Source organism: Proteus faecis (assembly GCF_003144395.1).
GTDB lineage: Bacteria > Pseudomonadota > Gammaproteobacteria > Enterobacterales > Enterobacteriaceae > Proteus > Proteus faecis.
In genome coordinates this window covers 400,982-420,234 of the sequence record NZ_PENZ01000045.1, presented here as the reverse complement: position 1 = coordinate 420,234, position 19,253 = coordinate 400,982, and the positions used below count along the sequence as shown (strand labels likewise).

Annotated in this window: 20 protein-coding genes; 3 read left to right on the top strand and 17 right to left on the bottom strand. The window is 39.4% G+C overall.

The genetic code is table 11. The features are described from left to right. Positions 1-16: 16 nt before the first annotated feature. Genes nrdE through nrdH form a run of 3 tightly spaced genes read right to left on the bottom strand, consistent with a single transcriptional unit; the run spans position 17 to position 2,804 of the window. On the bottom strand, positions 17-2,143 hold the full coding sequence (nrdE, locus tag DK858_RS15725) for a class 1b ribonucleoside-diphosphate reductase subunit alpha (RefSeq protein WP_109398188.1): 2,127 nt from the start codon (positions 2,141-2,143) through the stop codon (positions 17-19). A 5-nt stretch (positions 2,144-2,148) separates the two neighbouring features. Then, positions 2,149-2,568, bottom strand: coding sequence for a class Ib ribonucleoside-diphosphate reductase assembly flavoprotein NrdI (gene nrdI / locus DK858_RS15720; protein ID WP_109398187.1), 420 nt, complete (start codon positions 2,566-2,568; stop codon positions 2,149-2,151). Positions 2,569-2,579: 11 nt separating this feature from the next. Continuing rightward, positions 2,580-2,804 carry a glutaredoxin-like protein NrdH gene (nrdH, locus tag DK858_RS15715; protein WP_109398186.1) on the bottom strand — a complete coding sequence of 75 codons (225 nt, stop codon included), beginning with the start codon at positions 2,802-2,804 and terminating at the stop codon, positions 2,580-2,582. A 283-nt stretch (positions 2,805-3,087) separates the two neighbouring features. Between nrdH and DK858_RS15710 the strand changes: the two genes are divergently transcribed. Together DK858_RS15710 and cspE are read left to right on the top strand one after the other, a co-directional pair. After that, entirely contained in the window at positions 3,088-3,561 is a 474-nt protein-coding gene (locus DK858_RS15710) for a methylated-DNA--[protein]-cysteine S-methyltransferase (protein WP_109398185.1), read from the top strand. Between the two features lie 197 nt (positions 3,562-3,758). Then, positions 3,759-3,968: a transcription antiterminator/RNA stability regulator CspE gene (cspE, locus tag DK858_RS15705; RefSeq protein WP_023581133.1), complete on the top strand. Its 210-nt coding sequence runs from the start codon at positions 3,759-3,761 to the stop codon at positions 3,966-3,968. Between the two features lie 60 nt (positions 3,969-4,028). Here the strand turns inward: cspE and crcB are convergent, their stop codons facing one another. The 10 genes from crcB to rsfS all read right to left on the bottom strand — a co-directional run bounded on the left by crcB (position 4,029) and on the right by rsfS (position 12,940). Further along, a complete protein-coding gene (gene crcB / locus DK858_RS15700; protein ID WP_109398184.1) occupies positions 4,029-4,403 on the bottom strand; it encodes a fluoride efflux transporter CrcB in 375 nt (124 codons plus the stop codon). Between the two features lie 13 nt (positions 4,404-4,416). After that, positions 4,417-5,382, bottom strand: a complete 966-nt coding sequence (lipA, locus tag DK858_RS15695; RefSeq protein ID WP_075671558.1) for a lipoyl synthase — start codon at positions 5,380-5,382, stop codon at positions 4,417-4,419. A gap of 101 nt (positions 5,383-5,483) precedes the next feature. Next, entirely contained in the window at positions 5,484-6,128 is a 645-nt protein-coding gene (gene lipB / locus DK858_RS15690) for a lipoyl(octanoyl) transferase LipB (RefSeq protein WP_109398183.1), read from the bottom strand. A 157-nt stretch (positions 6,129-6,285) separates the two neighbouring features. Beyond that, positions 6,286-6,549, bottom strand: a complete 264-nt coding sequence (ybeD, locus tag DK858_RS15685) for a DUF493 family protein YbeD (protein WP_109398216.1) — start codon at positions 6,547-6,549, stop codon at positions 6,286-6,288. 200 nt (positions 6,550-6,749) lie between these two features. Then, on the bottom strand, positions 6,750-7,961 hold the full coding sequence (dacA, locus tag DK858_RS15680; protein WP_109398182.1) for a D-alanyl-D-alanine carboxypeptidase DacA: 1,212 nt from the start codon (positions 7,959-7,961) through the stop codon (positions 6,750-6,752). A gap of 121 nt (positions 7,962-8,082) precedes the next feature. After that, a complete protein-coding gene (rlpA, locus tag DK858_RS15675) occupies positions 8,083-9,078 on the bottom strand; it encodes an endolytic peptidoglycan transglycosylase RlpA (protein WP_109398181.1) in 996 nt (331 codons plus the stop codon). A 10-nt stretch (positions 9,079-9,088) separates the two neighbouring features. Beyond that, a complete protein-coding gene (gene mrdB / locus DK858_RS15670) occupies positions 9,089-10,201 on the bottom strand; it encodes a peptidoglycan glycosyltransferase MrdB (RefSeq protein ID WP_099075876.1) in 1,113 nt (370 codons plus the stop codon). Positions 10,202-10,206: 5 nt separating this feature from the next. Next, complete coding sequence (gene mrdA / locus DK858_RS15665) at positions 10,207-12,102, bottom strand: peptidoglycan DD-transpeptidase MrdA (RefSeq protein ID WP_109398180.1); 1,896 nt, start codon at positions 12,100-12,102, stop codon at positions 10,207-10,209. A gap of 38 nt (positions 12,103-12,140) precedes the next feature. Then, positions 12,141-12,611, bottom strand: a complete 471-nt coding sequence (gene rlmH / locus DK858_RS15660) for a 23S rRNA (pseudouridine(1915)-N(3))-methyltransferase RlmH (protein WP_004246050.1) — start codon at positions 12,609-12,611, stop codon at positions 12,141-12,143. Between the two features lie 2 nt (positions 12,612-12,613). Continuing rightward, a complete protein-coding gene (rsfS, locus tag DK858_RS15655) occupies positions 12,614-12,940 on the bottom strand; it encodes a ribosome silencing factor (RefSeq protein ID WP_109398179.1) in 327 nt (108 codons plus the stop codon). A 516-nt stretch (positions 12,941-13,456) separates the two neighbouring features. On the opposite strand from rsfS, the gene DK858_RS15650 reads away from it, so the two are divergent. Beyond that, positions 13,457-14,203 carry a YbgA family protein gene (locus DK858_RS15650; RefSeq protein WP_109398178.1) on the top strand — a complete coding sequence of 249 codons (747 nt, stop codon included), beginning with the start codon at positions 13,457-13,459 and terminating at the stop codon, positions 14,201-14,203. Positions 14,204-14,213: 10 nt separating this feature from the next. Here DK858_RS15650 and nadD read toward each other — a convergent pair whose 3' ends face one another. From nadD to leuS, 4 genes are read right to left on the bottom strand one after another with little or no spacing between them, the layout of a single operon-like run. Then, positions 14,214-14,885 (bottom strand): nicotinate-nucleotide adenylyltransferase, encoded by a 672-nt coding sequence (nadD, locus tag DK858_RS15645; protein WP_109398177.1) that lies wholly within the window; start codon positions 14,883-14,885, stop codon positions 14,214-14,216. Further along, a complete protein-coding gene (gene holA / locus DK858_RS15640; protein ID WP_109398176.1) occupies positions 14,878-15,912 on the bottom strand; it encodes a DNA polymerase III subunit delta in 1,035 nt (344 codons plus the stop codon). The genes nadD and holA overlap by 8 nt, the downstream gene beginning before the upstream one ends. After that, positions 15,909-16,457, bottom strand: a complete 549-nt coding sequence (gene lptE / locus DK858_RS15635; protein ID WP_109398175.1) for an LPS assembly lipoprotein LptE — start codon at positions 16,455-16,457, stop codon at positions 15,909-15,911. Before lptE ends, holA begins: the two co-directional genes overlap by 4 nt. 12 nt (positions 16,458-16,469) lie before the next feature. Next, a complete protein-coding gene (leuS, locus tag DK858_RS15630) occupies positions 16,470-19,052 on the bottom strand; it encodes a leucine--tRNA ligase (protein ID WP_109398174.1) in 2,583 nt (860 codons plus the stop codon). Positions 19,053-19,253 lie beyond the last annotated feature (201 nt).

The window sequence follows — 19,253 nt, the reverse complement described above, 5'->3', positions numbered from 1 at the left end:
CTCCTTATTGTTATTATTAAAGCGCACACGAAACACAGCCTTTGATTTCAGTACCTGCTAATGCAGATTGTCGGATACGAATGTAATACAAGGTTTTAATACCTTTACGCCATGCATATATTTGTGCTTTGTTAATATCTCGGGTTGTTGCTTCATCAGAAAAGAATAATGTGAGCGATAAACCTTGGTCGATATGTTGAGAAGCTTCAGCATAGGTATCGATTATTTTTTCAGCCCCAATTTCATATGCATCTTGATAATATTGACGATTTTCATTGGACATAAAGGGGGCTGGGTAATAAACACGCCCAATTTTACCTTCTTTTCTAATTTCTATTGGTGCAGCAATAGGATGAATGCTTGATGTAGAGTGGTTGATATAGGAAATAGATCCTGTCGGTGGTATCGCTTGTAAATTTTGGTTATAGATCCCATGCTTCATAATTGATTGCTTGAGAGTCTGCCAATCATCTTGAGTTGGAATATGAATATTAGATTGGCTAAATAGCTGGTGGACTTTTTGAGTTTTAGGTAACCATTGTTGTGATAGATATTTATTAAAATATTCACCCGTTGCGTATTTTGAATTTTCAAAACCTTTAAAGTGCTGTTTTTTTTCAATAGCTAATTGATTTGACGCTAATAACGCATAGTAAGTGACAGTATAAAAATAGATGTTAGTAAAATCTAACGCTTCTTCAGAGCCGTAATAGATCCTTTCACGTGCTAAGTAGCCATGTAGATTCATTTGTCCTAAACCAATGGCATGAGAAGCGAGATTACCTTTTTCAATAGAAGGAACAGACTCAATTTTTGTCATTTCAGAGACATTACTTAATGCCTTAATTGCGGTGCTGATGGTATGTGCAAAGTTAGGCGAGTCCATTGCCATAGCAATATTCATAGAACCTAAGTTACAACTGATATCATGACCTATATGGCGATAACTTAAGTCAGGATGATATTCACTAGCACTGTTGACTTGTAAAATTTCAGAGCAAAGATTACTCATGTTAATTCTACCAGCGATAGGATTGGCGCGATTCACTGTATCTTCAAACATGATATAAGGATAGCCTGATTCAAATTGAATTTCGGCAAGTGTTTGGAAAAACTCTCTCGCTTTAATTTTCTTCTTACGAATTTGTGCGTTATTTACCATTTCACTGTATTTTTCACTAATACTGATCTCTGACATAGGTACGCCATAAACACGCTCTACATCATAAGGAGAGAAGAGATACATATCTTCATTACGTTTTGCTAATTCAAAAGTGATATCAGGGATAACAACACCTAATGAGAGTGTTTTTATTCGGACTTTTTCATCCGCGTTTTCTCTTTTTGTATCAAGAAAATGGTAAATATCCGGATGATGAGCATGAAGATAAACAGCACCAGCGCCTTGCCTTGCACCTAATTGATTAGCATAGGAAAAAGCATCTTCAAGCATTTTCATAATAGGAACAACACCAGAAGATTGATTCTCTATACGTTTAATGGGAGCGCCTGCTTCACGTAAATTAGTGAGCAAAAATGCAACGCCACCGCCACGTTTAGAAAGCTGTAATGCGGAATTTACTGATCGGCCGATAGACTCCATATTATCTTCTATACGTAATAGAAAGCAGGAAACTAATTCACCGCGTTGTTGTTTTCCGCAATTTAAAAAAGTCGGTGTTGCGGGTTGAAAACGACCACTAATGATCTCATCAACAAGATGAATAGCAAGGTCAGTATCACCTTGTGCAAGCGTGAGAGCCACCATACAAACGCGATCTTCATAGCGTTCAAGGTAGCGCTCTCCATCAAACGTTTTTAAGGTGTAACTGGTGTAATACTTAAAAGCGCCAAGGAAAGATTGAAAGCGAAACTTTTTGCTATAAGCCTGTTTGAATAGTTGTTTGATAAAGGCAAATTCATACTGTTCTAACACTTGAGCTTCGTAATAGTGTTGTTGGACTAAGAACTCTAATTTTTCTCTTAGATCATGAAAAAATACCGTGTTTTGATTTACATGTTGACGAAAAAAATGGTGTGTCGCCAATTTGTCTTTATCAAATTGAATATTACCTTGCTCATCATAAAGATTTAGCATGGCATTCAGTGCATGGTAATCCAGTTGTTCTGTTGATTGTGTCATGTTAATTATCTCATGGCGCATTGGTCAGTCAGGCTTGACCAAAATGTGCTTAAACCTGTTTTTACGCGCTTGACATCTTCTTGCGTACCTAATAATTCAAATCGATACAGAAAAGGGATGTGGCATTTTTGTGCAATAATATCGCCCGCTAATCCGTAAGCTGTACCAAAGTTAGTATTTCCAGACGCAATGACTCCACGTATTAATTGGCGGTTTTCAGGAATATTTAAGAACTGAATAACCGCTTTAGGCACTGCACCTTTAGCACCACCGCCACCATAAGTTGGGCAAAGTAATACAAAAGGCTGCGTTGCAAGCAATGTTTCATCTTCACTAATTCTGGTCGCCTCTAAATTGAGCTTTTGTACAAAACGATGGCTGTTTTCAGAGCGACTTGAAAAATAGATCAAAGGTGCAGTTTGCATGAAATGCTCCTTTAGAGCGTGATCTGTCTGATTTTATCAGGGCAGAAACCCGACCAATGTTGTTCACCGTGAACCACAACAGGTACTTGGCGATATCCCATTGAAACAATGTGAGCGAGGGCTTGTGTATCTTTGGTGAGATCAATGGCAACAAACGGAATGTTTTTCTGTTTTAAAGCACGCTCTGTGGCACTGCATTGAACGCAATTCGGTTTGGTATAGAGGATAACAGACATAAAAATAACCCTTATAAAAATATGGATGCGTCTGTTTTCACATCCATAATGAGAAGTGTTTAAATACTATATATGGAGTTATTTTTTATCAACCACACAATATATGGTGGTTTTTATTTTTGATAATGATTATCATTAAAATTAAGTAGTTAGTGCGCTAATTTTATTTTTAGATCGTTCGATTGATCAATTTTTATTAGATATACGAGTAATTAGATGATTGCTTTATCAATCGAGCATGATTTAATCTTGTGGCTAAAGACAAATCAGCAGAGAAAACATTATGTATCAAGACTATCTCAATGCTCCTAAAAGCTTTCCAAAACCCTATATCTCTATTACTGCAAATGAAAAAGGGATCACGAGCCTATATTTTGTGAATGACAAAGAGGTTGCTGTAAATTCAAGCCCCGTGATTAATCAATGTATACAACAATTAAAAGAGTATTTTACAGGGAAGCGCACAACGTTCTCTCTACCATTAGCACCAGAAGGAACTGAATTTCAAAGCCGTGTTTGGAAAACATTACAGACAATCCCTTATGGCGAAATTTGGAGTTATAAAAAATTGGCGCTTACATTAGGTTCGATAAATTATTGCAGAGCGGTAGGAATGGCTAATTCACGCAATCCAATTTCTTTAATTATTCCTTGCCACCGAGTTATTGGTCATAACGGCAAGTTAGTCGGCTATACTGGCGGATTAGATATTAAGCGTTGGCTACTTCAATATGAAAAAGTAGAATTTGATGAATAGTTCTGATTGTAAGTATTAAGTATTGTTTCTTAAGTGAACTATGCGTTAAGGCATGGGATTTGTCTGAATATTAATCATTTGGCAGAAAAAAAATGTGAGTTTCGTGATCTAGACTGTGGACAGGGAATCATCATTTTTGTTTTACTATAGCTAACGCAAAACGCTTGCGTTTATTTTCTATTTTAAAGGTAAACTTGATGTCTAAATTAAAAGGTAACGTTAAGTGGTTTAACGAAACTAAAGGTTTTGGTTTTATCACTCCAGAAGATGGCAGCAAAGATGTATTTGTACACTTTTCCGCTATTACATCAGAAGGCTTTAAAACCCTTGCTGAAGGTCAAAAAGTAGAGTTTGAAGTTACTGACGGCGCGAAAGGGCCATCTGCTGCAAACGTTGTCGCTATCTAATTAACGACTTCTTTGAGACAGTAAAAACCCGTTGTTTAACGGGTTTTTATATTCTGAGTATTACATTTCTCGTAGTAACCAAAACGCAAATGCGGTCATTAAAAATGAACCCGCTAAGTTAGCACCCATCGTACTTAGCGCCCATCCTATCTTCCCTTCAGTTAAGAGTGCGACAACTTCGACAGAAAAGGTTGAAAATGTTGTCAGACCGCCACAAAAGCCCGTAGTTAGCATAATTTTCCAAATAGGATCAATATTTGGGGCTTTGCTAAACCAAGCGATACCAAAGGCAATAATAAAAGCACCAATACAGTTAGCAATAAAGGTGCCTGTGGCAAAATGAGGAAAAATAGAATTTAGGCGGTAGCTAATTAGCCAGCGTAATACGCTACCTAAACCACCACCTATAAATACAGCAATTGCAATATTAAGCATGAGAAATTAATTGTTATTTAACCTCAATCCCCTGAGCTTGAAGATCTGCATGATAAGAGGAGCGAACAAACGGCCCACAAGCAGCATGGGTAAAGCCCATCGCGAGTGCTTGCTCTTTCATATATTCAAACTCGTCAGGACTGACGTAGCGTTGAACAGGAAGATGGTGACGACTTGGCTGTAAATATTGCCCTAAAGTCAGCATCGTTACCCCATGTTTACGCAGATCACGCATAACGTCAATAATTTCTTCGTTGGTTTCCCCAAGACCGACCATTAAACCCGACTTAGTGGGAATATCTGGGTGAGCTTGCTTAAAGCGCTCTAACAAAGTCAATGACCATTGATAGTTAGCACCTGGACGTACTTGACGGTAAACACGAGGAACGTTCTCTAAGTTATGATTAAAGACATCAGGTGGTGTGTCCGTGAGGATCTCAAGTGCTTTATCCATACGACCACGGAAATCAGGAACTAATGTTTCAATACGGATGGTTGGATTTTTTGCTCGAATTGCTGCAATACAATCCGCAAAATGCTGAGCACCGCCATCACGTAAATCGTCACGGTCTACGGAAGTAATTACGACGTAGCGTAATCCCATATCTTTGATTGTTTGAGCGAGTTTCTCAGGCTCTTGTGGATCGGGCGCATTTGGTCGGCCATGAGCGACATCGCAGAATGGGCAACGGCGTGTACAGATTGCCCCTAAAATCATAAAGGTTGCCGTTCCATGGTTAAAGCATTCTGCAAGGTTAGGGCAAGAGGCTTCTTCACAGACTGAATGAAGACCATTTTTACGCATCGCTGCTTTGATACCCTGTATTTTACTTGAGTCAGCGGGTAGCTTTATTTTCATCCAATCAGGTTTGCGTAGCAGTTGTTCTCGTTCTGTAGCGACTGTTTTAACAGGAATAAGTGCCATTTTATCGGCGTCGCGATATTTAACTCCGCGTTCCATCTGAATAGGTTTACTCATAATTGTGCCAGTTCCAGTTATCTAGAGTGATTAACACGATGTGACTGAGGTAATCAGGGTTTTAAAAAAATATGATAAATGTTAAAAAAATTATAGCATTTTTATTGCTGTGGTTGAAATCCTAGATGTGTACAAAAATGCTTAACTAATAACGGTGCTACCTGTGTCGTTGTCGTATTCGGTGCAAAATCAATTAACTGCGTCATTTTGAGATCAGAATAACCACAAGGATTTATTCGTGCAAAAGGGGATAAATCCATATCGATATTGAGCGCAAGTCCATGAAAGGAGCAACCTTTACGAATACGTAATCCTAAAGAGCAAATTTTATCACCCTTCACATAAACACCGGGCGCATCAGCACGAGCATAAGCCTCTACATTAAACTCTGCCAGTGTATCAATAACAGTGTTTTCAAGAGCAGTGACTAATTGACGAACACCTATATGATTGCGTTTTAAATCAATTAAAACATACATCACTTGCTGACCAGGACCATGATAAGTCACTTGACCTCCACGATCAGACTGAATAACAGGGATAGTCCCTGTATTTAATAAGTGTTCTGCTTTACCTGCTTGGCCTTGGGTAAAAACCTGTTCATGTTGAACGAGCCATATTTCATCAGGAGTATGACTTTCCCGTTTTTCCGTAAACTGATGCATAGAATCAGAAACCGGTAAATAGGGTTTCACACCTAATTGGCGAATAATGATTGTCTTGTCTTGCACCGTGAAAATCTTCATTTGTAGCGTAATTGTGAAGGGCAGTATAACGCCCCAGCAAATGAACTACCAGATTGAGATGTTTTTTTTCCAAGGTTGAGATAAAAATGAGGAGATGTAGAAGAAAAAGCGCCTTAATGAAAGGCGCTTTTAAAAAGTCATCGATTAAAAGAAAAGGTTATAGAACCATACGGACTAATTCAAGTTCACCTAATTCTTTATATAACGTTTCTACTTGGTCGATATGAGTTGCGTTGATGGTAATAGAAACAGAGTGGTAATTACCTTTGCTACTTGGTTTCACTGAAGGTGTGTAATCACCAGGAGCATGGCGTTGAATGACTTCAACAACTTGCTCGACTAATTCAGGTTTTGCATGACCCATCACTTTATAAGTGAAAGAACATGGGAACTCTAACAACTCGTTTAATTTTGTTTTCATCATAATGTAATTCCTTAAGACAACAGGTGCTGTTGTTTTAATAATTTATTTCTACACCTAATCTTAGCAAATAAAAAGCGCATTCCTTATATAATAAGGAATGCGATACTGGTAATTAGGGTAAATATAAGAGTGGTAAATGTGTCTTTGCCAATATCTGTATAAAAGTTATATGTGGCCACATTTACCTTTTTCAAGTCTTAGCCAAACCAGTGTGAGAATAATAATTTGATATAGTCGATAATACGGCTAAAGAAACCACCTTCTTTTACTTCATTCATCACAACAAGCGGGCGCTGTTCAATAACTTGTCCATCAAGTTGGAAATTAATTGTTCCTACAACTTGGTTTTTAGTTACTGGTGCATGTAATTCTACATTATCAAGAACATAGCTTGCTTTTAAATCTTTTAAACGGCCACGAGGAATAGTTAAATAAACATCTTTATCTACCCCTAATTGTACTTTATCTGTTTCACCATACCAGATAGGCTCTGCCGCAAATTCTTTACCCACTTGCAATGGTTTTACGGTTTCAAAGAAACGAAAACCCCAAGTAAGCAGTTTTTTACTTTCGGCATCACGGCCTTTAGGTGAGTGACCGCCCATAACGGCAGAAATTAAACGCATATTGCCTTCAGTTGCAGAGGCGACAAGATTATAGCCAGCGGATGCAGTATGACCTGTTTTAATACCATCAACGTTTAAACTGGTATCCCACAACAAGCCATTTCGGTTAGTTTGGCGGATATTGTTGTAAGTGTACTCTTTTTCTTTATAGATGGCATATTCATCCGGTACGTCGCGAATTAATGCAGCACCGATTAGTGCCATATCACGAGCCGAGCTGTATTGTCCCGGGGCATCAAGACCATGAACGGTTTGGAATTGTGTATTTTGTAAACCTAGACGTTTAACGTAATCGTTCATCATAGTTACAAATGTATCTTGGCTGCCTGCAACATAAGAGGCCATTGCGACACAAGCATCATTACCTGATTGTAAGTTAATACCACGTGTTAACTGTGCAACAGTAACTTGATCACCTGGTTTTAAGAACATTAAAGAAGAGCCACGAAAAATAGGATTACCCGTTGCCCATGCTTCTTCACCAATAGGTACAATATCGCTATTAGATATTTTACCAGCCCGAATAGATTGACCAATAACATAGCTGGTCATCATCTTGGTTAAACTAGCAGGATCACGGCGAACATCAGCATTCATTTCAGCCAGTACTTTCCCAGAATTATAATCAATCAGAATATAAGATTCGGCTTCGATACTAGGAACAGCGGGTATCATTGTTTTTAGGGAATCTTCTGCAATACCTTGATGACTTACTGCGAGTAAGGCAAAAGTAGCACTTAATAAGCTTGTTCTTAGTAATTTTGCTGGGAGTATCTGTTTCATTCTGTTTGTTTTATCCAAAATTCAGGGAAAAATAGGAACCGATAAATAAAATATCAGCAAATCCGGATGATTCTACGCTTGAATTTGCTGATATAAAAAGAATTTTACGTAATATTATCTTTTATTGGGTAATAATAAACCCAGTGACATTTTTAACTTGTTTTAGCTTGTTTTTTATCGTTTCGGCTTGCTCTTTAGATGAATAAGGGCCGAGTTGTACTTTATATAATCCATCTGTTTTATTGATCACACCTTGTGTGTTAAATAATGACGATAAATCATTGAGCAAAAACTGTGCATTATTTTCGTTACTGAGAGCGCTGACTTGGACATAAAAACCTTGTGCTATGGAATTTGCCGATAATGCTGGTTTTGATGTTTTTGTTTCCGTCTCTACTGGCGTTGGAACTGGCACTGGAGTTGACGTTTTTGCTAGAACTGGAGTTGGGGCAGATGGCTCAACTGGCATATTGTTGTTGGTAGGCGTTGATGTTGTTAATGGCGCAGGTGCAGCGGGTTGAGCATTAAAATTAGGGCGCTCAGGTAATGCCGTTGTTTTCTTTTCTATTTGCGCACCATGTGTACCAATACCGCTCATATGGCCAGTTTGATCAACAACAATCCCTTCAATAAGTAATGGGGTTGTCGGCATTAAACGTAAGCTATCAGAAACCGCAGGAGTGACTTGGATTTGTTTTCCATTAACATAAGGGCCACGGTCGTTAATGCGTACAACCATTGTGCGTCCATTGATCAAGTTTGTGATTTTCGCATAGCTTGGGATCGGTAATGTAGGATGCGCAACGGCAAACTCATAGGGATTAACGCGCTCACCAATGGTAGTTAAACGGCTCATCGCTAAACTATCATAGACAATCGCTTCTCCTCGCTCACTGAAATTTGCTGGATCCGTCACGATACGGTAAATCACTCCATTTTTTCGGTAATCTTGATTTGCCGTAGGATGATAAGGCTCGTAACGTGGCTCTGCACCGAGAACACGTTGAGCTGGCACATTCGGTAATGGTGCTGGTTGTTTATTGGTATTTGGCTTATCAATAACACACCCTGACAGTAGCAATGCACTGATACCAATCAAAACCCATTGCAGACGCATAAAATCCTCGTTATAAACTTTTTGATAGTAGTTTTCGGTGTGTGTGAATCGACATCACGATACCAAACCCAGCCATTAACACAATAAGAGCCGAGCCTCCATAACTCATCAGCGGTAACGGAACACCCACAACAGGAAGGATGCCACTCACCATTCCTATGTTAACAAAGACATAGACAAAGAAAATTAGCATTAATCCACCAATCATGACTCTACCAAATGTGTTTTGTGCTTTCGTTGCAAGGTAAAGACCTCGCGCGATTAAGAGTATATAAAGAGTCAGTAGTATCAAAACACCAATTAATCCAAGTTCTTCAGCTAATACAGCAAAAATAAAGTCTGTATGGCGCTCTGGTAAGAATTCTAATTGAGATTGAGTGCCTTGTAACCATCCTTTTCCATGTAATCCACCAGAACCAATGGCAATTTTAGATTGGATGATATGATATCCTGCGCCAAGTGGGTCTGATTCGGGATCAAGAAGCATCATTACCCGTGCTTGTTGGTAATCATGCATGAGGAAAAACCAAAGTATGGGGATAAAGGCAGCAACAAGAATTATAGCCACAGTAATAAGACGCCAACTCATTCCGGCTAGGAAAAGGACAAATAATCCTGAGGCAGCAACAAGAATAGAGGTTCCTAAGTCAGGCTGCGCTGCGACTAATAAAGTTGGCACAAAAATAAGTACCAGAGCAATAGCTGTATTACGTAATGTCGGAGGGCACACATCGCGATTCATAAATCGAGCGACCATTAAAGGCACGGCTATTTTAGCGATTTCTGACGGTTGAAAACGCACAATGCCTAAATCTAGCCAACGTTGAGCCCCTTTACTGATTTGACCAAAGACATCAACAAGAATAAGTAAAATAACACAAAAGAAATAGAGATGCGGAGCCCAGCTTTCATAGACTCTCGGCGGGATTTGTGCCATGACTATCATGATCATAAAACCCATTGCAATCTGTCCTAACTTACGTTGCATCATTTCTGGATCTTGCCCACTGGCACTCCACATAATAAATGCGCTGTATCCTAATAAAGCAATAATACAAAGTAAGAATAGAGGATCGATATGGATCCGTGTCCAGAAGGATTTTTTCTTGTTATTTTCAGTCATAAGTATTATTCCTCTGAACCACGCGGTGCTGGTGGAGACGCTGGCAATACCGTGTTGTTATCACCAAGGAGAATATGGTCAAGAATTTGTCTTGTAATATCACCAACAGAAGGGCCGGCACCGCCATTTTCTAGAATAATAGAGATGGCTATGGTTGGGTTATCATAAGGTGCAAAGGCAATCATCAATTTGTGGTCACGAAGATGTTCAGCCAATTGGCTCGCGTTGTAGGTTTCGTAACTAAACACCTGCGCAGTCCCCGATTTTGCAGCGACTTTATAAGGCGCATCAGCAAAACTTCGGCGACCTGTACCATTTGGGAAGTTAGCCACACCATACATACCGTGTTTTGCTAATTCCCAATAACCGGAGTTGATATCACCAATTTGGCGTGTTTCCTTATCAACATAAGGCACCATTTCATTGCCAAGTTTTGTACCGTAAAGCAGGTGAGGGGTTTTAACTTGGCCGTCATTAATCAATGTCATTAACGCTTTCGCCATTTGAATGGGGGTTGCTGTCCAATAGCCTTGCCCAATTCCTACAGGGATTGTGTCACCTTGATACCAAGGTTTTTTATAACGTTGCTGTTTCCATTCACGTGTTGGCATGATCCCATTACGCTCTTCAGATAAATCAATACCTGTATATTCACCATAACCAAAGCGACTCATCCAAGTTGATATGCGATCAATCCCCATATCATAAGCAACTTGGTAGAAGAAGGTATCGGCAGATTCTACGATAGACTTTGTAACATTAAGTTTTCCATGTCCCCAACGTTTCCAATCTCGATAACGTTTTTCAGATCCCGGAAGTTGCCACCAACCGGGATCATGAATTGTTGTATTGGCTGTAATGACACCTTCACTTAATGCCGCAACAGACATAAACGGTTTCACAGTTGATGCCGGCGGATAAAGACCTTGGGTTGTACGGTTGATCAGTGGTCTATCTGGGTTATTTAGTAACCCTTGATAATCGGTGTTCGATATTCCGCCGACAAATAAGTTAGGATCATAACTAGGGTTTGATACAAGCGCTAAAATTTCACCATTACGAGGATCGGTTACTACAACTGCAGCTCGACTTGTGGTGAGTAGTTCTTCAATATAGGTTTGCAGTTCAAGGTCGATGGTAAGATAGATATCTTTACCGGCCTGTGGCGGCTGTTCGTGTAATTGGCGAATAACTCGACCACGGCTATTAACTTCAACTTCTTCATAGCCCGTAGTGCCATGTAAAACAGACTCATAATAACGTTCGATGCCTAACTTACCGATATCGTGAGTCGCTGCATAGTTAGGTGATAAACCTTCTTTATCAAGGCGTTCAACATCTTTATCGTTAATTTTCGCAACATAACCAATCACATGCGTTAATGCTGAGCCATAAGGATAATAACGACGTTGATAACCTTTAATTTCTAAGCCAGGATAGCGGTATTGGTTGATAGCGAAACGGGCGACTTGTACTTGGCTTAAAGTTGTTTTTAAGGCAATAGAGCTAAATCGGCGCGAGCGCTTGCGCTCTTTTTCGAATGCAGCAATATCTTCATCAGTTAAGTCAATAACATCTCTCAAACTTTCAAGTGTTTCTTGTAAGTTTTCTACCTTTTCAGGCACAACTTCTAATTGATAGATAGTACGATTGAGTGCAAGAGGGATACCTTTGCGGTCGTAAATAATGCCTCTGCTCGGCGCAATTGGTACTAATTTAATTCGGTTATCATTTGAACGTGTTTGATAATCATCATGGCGAGTGATCTGTAAGTGATTGAGGTTAAAAACCAAAATACCACTCAATATAATAATTACTGAAAATGCGACAATCACACGACGGATAAATAACTTTGATTCCGCAGTATAATCTCGAAACGGGGTACGTTTTTTTCTTTTCATCCCATTTGACTTCACTTACTGACCCGCCAATTTATTGATTATTCACGATGATAAGGATGGTTTGTGGTAATGCTCCATGCTCGATAAAGGCTTTCTGCAACCACGACACGAACAAGGGGATGTGGCATTGTTAAAGGAGATAAAGACCAGCTTTGTTCAGCCGCAGCTTTACACGCAGGTGCTAATCCTTCAGGGCCTCCAATGAGTAAGCTGACATTTCTACCATCAAGTTTCCATCGATCGAGTTGTTCTGCAAGTTTTGGCGTATCCCAGCGAGCGCCAGGAATATCGAGAGTGACGATACGATTTCCTTTACCTACTGCAGCTAACATTTGTTCACCTTCTTTTTCGAGAATACGTTTGATATCCGCATTCTTTCCACGCTTGCCTGCGGGGATCTCGATAAGTTCTAAAGGCATGTCTTTAGGGAATCGATTAAGATAATCCATAAAGCCGGTCTGTATCCAGTCCGGCATTTTTGTACCAACGGCAATGAGCTGTAATTTCAAACTCAGCTCCAGAGTTTTTCAAGTTCGTACATACGGCGACTATCTTCTTGCATGACGTGTACCATGGCTTCACCAAGATCAACGACTATCCAATCAGAAACGCCTTGTCCTTCAACACCTAAAGGTTGTAATCCCGCTTCGCGGCAATCATCAACGAGATTATCTGCAACAGACATAAGATGTCTGCTTGATGTACCTGTACAAATAATCATGTAATCCGTTACACTTGATTTTGCGCGGACATCTAATGCAATAATGTCTTGAGCTTTAGAGTCTTCAAGTTTATCAATAATAAATTGCTGTAATTCAGAACCTTGCAAAAGGATCACCTTTAATCTAATGAGTTAATTCAACCGAAAAATAACATACTCGTGATACTTTAAGCTGCAGCGTTGTTGACTACATTTATTCGCACTAGTTATATACTTGGGTATACTTCTAGCGACTTACTCCAATGGTTGTCTAACTGCGCCTCAAATTATTTAGAATATGAATGCTATTTTAAAGGAATTTATACCAATAAATCTATTTTACTGGATGATTAATTCCAGTTAGCAATAACAAGAACATAAATCTCATTTTCTTGTTTTTCGACGTTTGATTTAGAAAAATTCATATATGTCCATTAACTGCGTCATAATAAATAACAAAAAGAAGGCAGATAAGAACTTTTCCATTTAGACGACAGTTTTACCTTACAGTTCCCTTAAGGGAACAGTGGGTGAGAATAACAGCTAAACCTCGTCTGTCAATGCTCATCAAACACCTAATTAGGTGTGTTTTTACTTTGTTAGGTTCAGATTATACCGTGTAATGCTCAGACTTTTTAATTGGAGAGAAAAAGAATGGAAAGAAAAGTGAATTATCTCGGGATATCTTCAGAAATTATGAGTAACAGCGATCACCAATTACAAGAAAAGTTAGCGTTACTTTGTCACACCATTAAAGATGAAAAAATAGACATTATGCAGATAGATCCCCAAAACAGAGATTATCTGTTGCCGATTTATGGTTATATCGGCAAAGCGGGAGACAGTATTGTTTCACCATCAAATTTTATTTTACCTCAATTAAGTCTTGAGCAACTTTTACAGCCTATTATTCTTGACCATTTTCTTACTCAGTTCTTTACACTATTCGATTACCAACAACAGGTTAGCCAATCATTAAGTAAAGGGGCTTTGATTAAGTTTCATAGTCGGTATAAATATTTAATTATGGCTTATTCTCAAGTAGCTTATCGAGAATTAGGGCGTTATATCGCTAATCTTTCTGATGAAATTTCTCTCGATGAAATAGCATCGAAATATCAACAAAAGCTAATGAGAGCATTAAGCGTTGCGCCAAATCGAGAAGGGCAAACGAATGCATTAATGCATATGGCTGGGTATTTTAAACGAGATTTGAGTTCGCAACAGAAACAAGAAATGTCACAGACAATTTTGTTATATCGTCAATGTGTTATACCTTTTTCCAAGCCTTATAACTTACTTCAATATTGGTTAAGTGTTTACCCTGATGATTATTTGATTCATCAACGCTACTTCTCACCTTATCCGCAATCTTTTGATTATCTAAGAGAACAACTTTAGAAATAATAACTTATTTATAGAGTTGGTGTTGGCGGATATAGTTTTCAACAGCATTTGGTAGTAAATCGTGGCAATCTAATCCCGCTTTATGGCGGGCTCGAATATCTGTTGCTGAAATATTATAAAGAGGAGTATCAGCCAGAAAAATTTTTCCTGAAGGTAAGCAATGAATATCTTCTTGCTGTTTTGTTTGATGCTGGATTAACCAAGTTTGCATTTGTGTGTTTTCAAAATGCGTTTGATAACCGGGACGCGCGCAAACAAGCAAATGGCATACATCCAATAGTTCATCCCACTGATGCCATGTGTTAATTGAAAGCAATGAATCTTGACCAATAATAAAGGCTAAAGGTTGTTTATCGCCAATTTCTAGCCTGAAATCTCTTAATGTCTCAATAGTATAAGATGGAGTTGGTTTCTCAAGCTCACGGGTGTCCACTTTAAATGAGGAATAGGGTTCAAGAGCAAGCCGCACCATATCAAGACGTTGTTGAGAAGATGCCTCTGGTTGAGGGCGATGAGGAGGAATGTTGTTAGGTAGCCAAATCACCTCCTTTAAACCAATCAATCCTGAAAGTGCTTCTACAGGGCGTAGATGCCCATAGTGAATCGGATCAAATGTGCCCCCGTATAAGGCGATAGCTTGATTAATTAAAGGTGTGGCTTGATTAGTTTTAGGCATGACTTACAAATCCTTCTGGTAATGCTTTTCCACAGAGTAATAAACCTAATGCACTAAGTGATGGCCAAACGGTCTGACCATAATCTTGTTTAATGGTCATTTCTATATTGGCTAATAAGCGTATTGCGGTTAGTAGTTGATGCTCGGATAAACGCTGTAATGCCGCTGTGAAAATTGGGCGCCGGTTTTGCCAAATTCGATGTTTATCAAAAATTGTTTTTAACGAAGCCGTTTTAGATTCACGATGTAGCGTAATCAATTGCATTAACTCACGTTGTAATGTTCTGAGTAAAATAACAGGTTCGCTATCTTCTCTTTTGAGTTGTTGCAAGATATGCCATGCACGTTGTGTTTTTCCTGTCAGTAATGCATCAACCCAGTGATAAGGGGTAAAATGTGACGCGTCATTGACCGCTGCTTCTACTCTTGGAAGTGTTAGCTTACCATCAGGGTACAATAGAGAAAGGCGCTCGATTGCTTGTGCTAGTGCCAGTAAATTTCCTTCATAACAGTAGCAAAGTAATTGATTACCTTGTTCATCTAGCGCTAATCCTTTTTGTTTTGCTCGACGTGCAACCCAATTAGGTAATTTATCAAGCTCAGGTGTCAGACAAGACACATAGGTTCCATGTTGGCTTAATGTTTTAAACCATTCACTGTTTTCTTGGGCTTTTGTGAGTTTATTGCCACGTAAAATCAACAATAAATCTTGATGTAATTCTTGAGATAGGCGAGTGAGTTTCTCCGACATTACTGCATTAGGGCCATTTTCAGGTAAATGCAGCAAAAGAGATTGCCTTTGAGAAAAAAGACTGAGTGATTGACAAAGTGAGTAAATTTCATTCCAGTCCGTATTATTATCAAGGGTAAATTGATAATGTTCACTAAATCCTTGGGATTTAGCGACGGATTGAATAGCATCTTGAGACTCTTGGAGTAACAGAGGTTCATTACCCCAAAGTAGATAACTTTGACGCAGCCCCTCTTGGAGCTGCGCATTCAGTTGTTCTGGATATAAGCGGATCATTTGGCTGGTGAGATTATCTGTTTTGCCTGCTCAGTTTGTGCGGCTTTTTGGCGTTCAGCATTGTGAACAACCAATAATTTACGCACTAATATTGCTGTCGCTTGTTCACGCATCTCTTGCTTGATAATCTCATTTTCAGCATCTTTCGCTAATGCTTCTAATGGGTTATCGAAGAATGGGCGTGAAACCTGTGATGAAATTGGGTAAATCGTACCATCAGGCATAATCACTTGCGCATCAAGCACAAATGTTAACTGACGTTCTGCTGATTTACCGTCTTGATACACAGAAACGGTCTCTTTACTTTCTGATGAACCGACAATTTTAAGAATAGGGATATTCGCTGTTGGGTTTTCAACAAGCTGAACATCATTAAGTCTAAGTTGTTGACGCATTATACGAGATAATGGGCCATAAGGGTCACCAGAGCTAAGATAAAGCGTTTTTAATTCTGCTGGAACCTGAGTTTTACCCTGAAGGTGAAAACCACAGCCAGCGGTGATTAACACCGCTAAACCGAAAAATAGCGAAAGTAGATATCGCACTAGGCCTCCTTATCAGCCAACAACGATGTTCAGTAATTTTCCTGGAACATAGATGACTTTACGAACAGTCACATTTTCCAAATATTTAGCAACACTGTACTCTTTTGTCGCCATTTCCTGAACATATTCTTTTTCTGAATTAGCCGGAACAGTGACTCGACCACGCACTTTACCATTCACTTGAACGATAATTAGCTTGGTGTCATCGATCATTGCTTCTTCATCAGCAACCGGCCATGGTGCAACATCAACGTCCTCTTTTCCACCTAATGCCTGCCACATAACAAAACAAGCATGAGGGATAATTGGAGAAAGCATACGAACAATCGCTTCTAATGCTTCTTGCATTAAAGCACGATCTTGTTCTGTTTCTTGTGTTGCACGAGTTAATTTATTCATTAACTCCATAATGGCGGCAATCGCGGTGTTAAAGGCTAAGCGACGACCTACGTCATCAGATACTTTTGCAATCGTTTTATGTAAGTCGCGACGTAAATCTTTTTGTTCTTCTGTTAATGCAGAAAGATCAAGAGACTGTGTCGCTCCTTTTTGAGTGTGCTCGTGAACTAAACGCCATAAACGACGTAAGAAACGGTTTGCGCCTTCAACACTAGACTCCTGCCATTCCAGTGTTAATTCTGGTGGAGCAGCAAACATCATAAATAAACGAACAGTATCGGCACCATAACGTTCAACCATAGTTTGTGGATCGATACCGTTATTTTTAGATTTAGACATTTTGCTCATGCCAGCATAAGTCAGTTCATGACCTTCACTGTCAGTCGCTTTTATGATGCGGTTTTTCTCATCACGTTCAACTATAGCTTCAGCAGGAGATACCCAATGACGAGCACCATCTTCACCTGTGTAATAGAACGCATCAGCTAATACCATGCCTTGACACAGTAAGCGTTTTGCAGGTTCATCTGAGTTCACTAAACCAGCATCACGCATCAGTTTATGGAAGAAGCGGAAATACATTAAGTGCATGATAGCGTGTTCAATACCACCAATATACCAGTCAACAGGTAACCAATAGTTAGCGGCTTTTGGATCTAACATGCCTTTATCGTAATCAGGGCAGGTATAGCGAGCATAATACCAAGACGACTCCATAAAGGTGTCAAAAGTATCAGTTTCACGTAACGCTGGCTGACCATTGATTGTGGTTTTTGCCCACTCTGGATCTGCTTTAATTGGGCTGGTGATCCCGTCCATTTTAACATCTTCTGGCAGAATAACTGGCAGTTGATCTTCAGGAACAGGAACAACAGTACCGTCTTCTAAGGTAGCCATTGGAATTGGCGCTCCCCAGTAACGTTGACGAGAAACCCCCCAGTCACGTAAACGGTAGTTAACTTTGCGCTCGCCAACACCCATTTGTGCTAGTTTATCTGCAATTGCATTAAAGCCAGCTTGGTTGTCTAATCCAGAGAATTCACCCGAATTAATCAGGCTATTTTTCTCGGTTAATGCGCCTTCAGATAAGTCAGGTTGATTACCTTCAGCATCTGCAATAACAGCTTTAATTGGCAAGTTGTATTTAGTTGCAAATTCCCAGTCACGTTCATCATGGCCTGGAACTGCCATGACAGCACCTGTGCCGTATTCCATTAATACAAAGTTAGCAATCCAAATAGCTACTTTCTCTTTAGTTAATGGATGAATTGCATAAAGACCCGTAGCAATCCCTTTTTTCTCCATTGTTGCCATATCGGCTTCAGCCATTTTCATGTTACGGCATTCATCAATGAAGTGTTGAACTTCAGGATTATTTTGAGCAGCTTTTTGCGCTAATGGGTGACCTGCTGCAACTGCAACATAAGTAACGCCCATAAATGTATCTGGACGCGTTGTATATACGGTCATTGTGTCGTCACTATCAGCAACATCAAATTTAATTTCGATACCTTCGGAACGACCTATCCAGTTACGTTGCATGGTCTTAACTTGTTCAGGCCACTCATCTAACGTATCTAAATCGTTTAACAGCTCTTCTGCATATTGAGTAATTTTGATAAACCACTGTGGAATTTCTTTACGCTCAACAGGGGTATCACAGCGCCAGCAACAGCCATCGATAACTTGTTCATTGGCTAAAACAGTTAAATCGTGTGGACACCAGTTAACAGCAGAGGTCTTTTTATAAACTAAACCTTTTTCATATAACTTAGTAAAGAACCACTGTTCCCAACGATAATATTCGGGGGTACAGGTTGTGACTTCACGATCCCAATCATAACCAAAACCCAGTTTCTTTAACTGGTTTTTCATATAATTGATATTTTCGTAAGTCCACGGCGCTGGCGCGGTATTATTTTTTACAGCGGCACCTTCTGCAGGTAAGCCAAATGCATCCCAACCAATAGGTTGTAAGACGTTTTTACCTTGCATACGTTGATAACGGGAAATCACGTCACCAATGGTGTAGTTACGGACGTGTCCCATGTGTAGTCGGCCAGAAGGATAAGGTAGCATTGACAGGCAGTAATATTTTTCTTTGTTATTATCTTCTGTCACTTTAAATGTGTTGTTCTTTTCCCAGTGTTCCTGGATAGTTTGCTCTATATCTTCGGGACGATATTGTTCTTGCATGGCACCGATAATCCTATGGTGAATTAATGGCTACCGGAGGGTAACCGCTATTATGAAATTAAGACTTGCATAGCATAGCTGATTTTGTCTAATAGCCACAACTATTGATCTTAATGAAAGTCACTGTTTGCATAACTTTTTCAAGACAATTGCGAGATATCTTGGAAAGAGTTAAAACAAAAAGACAATAAATGCGTATTT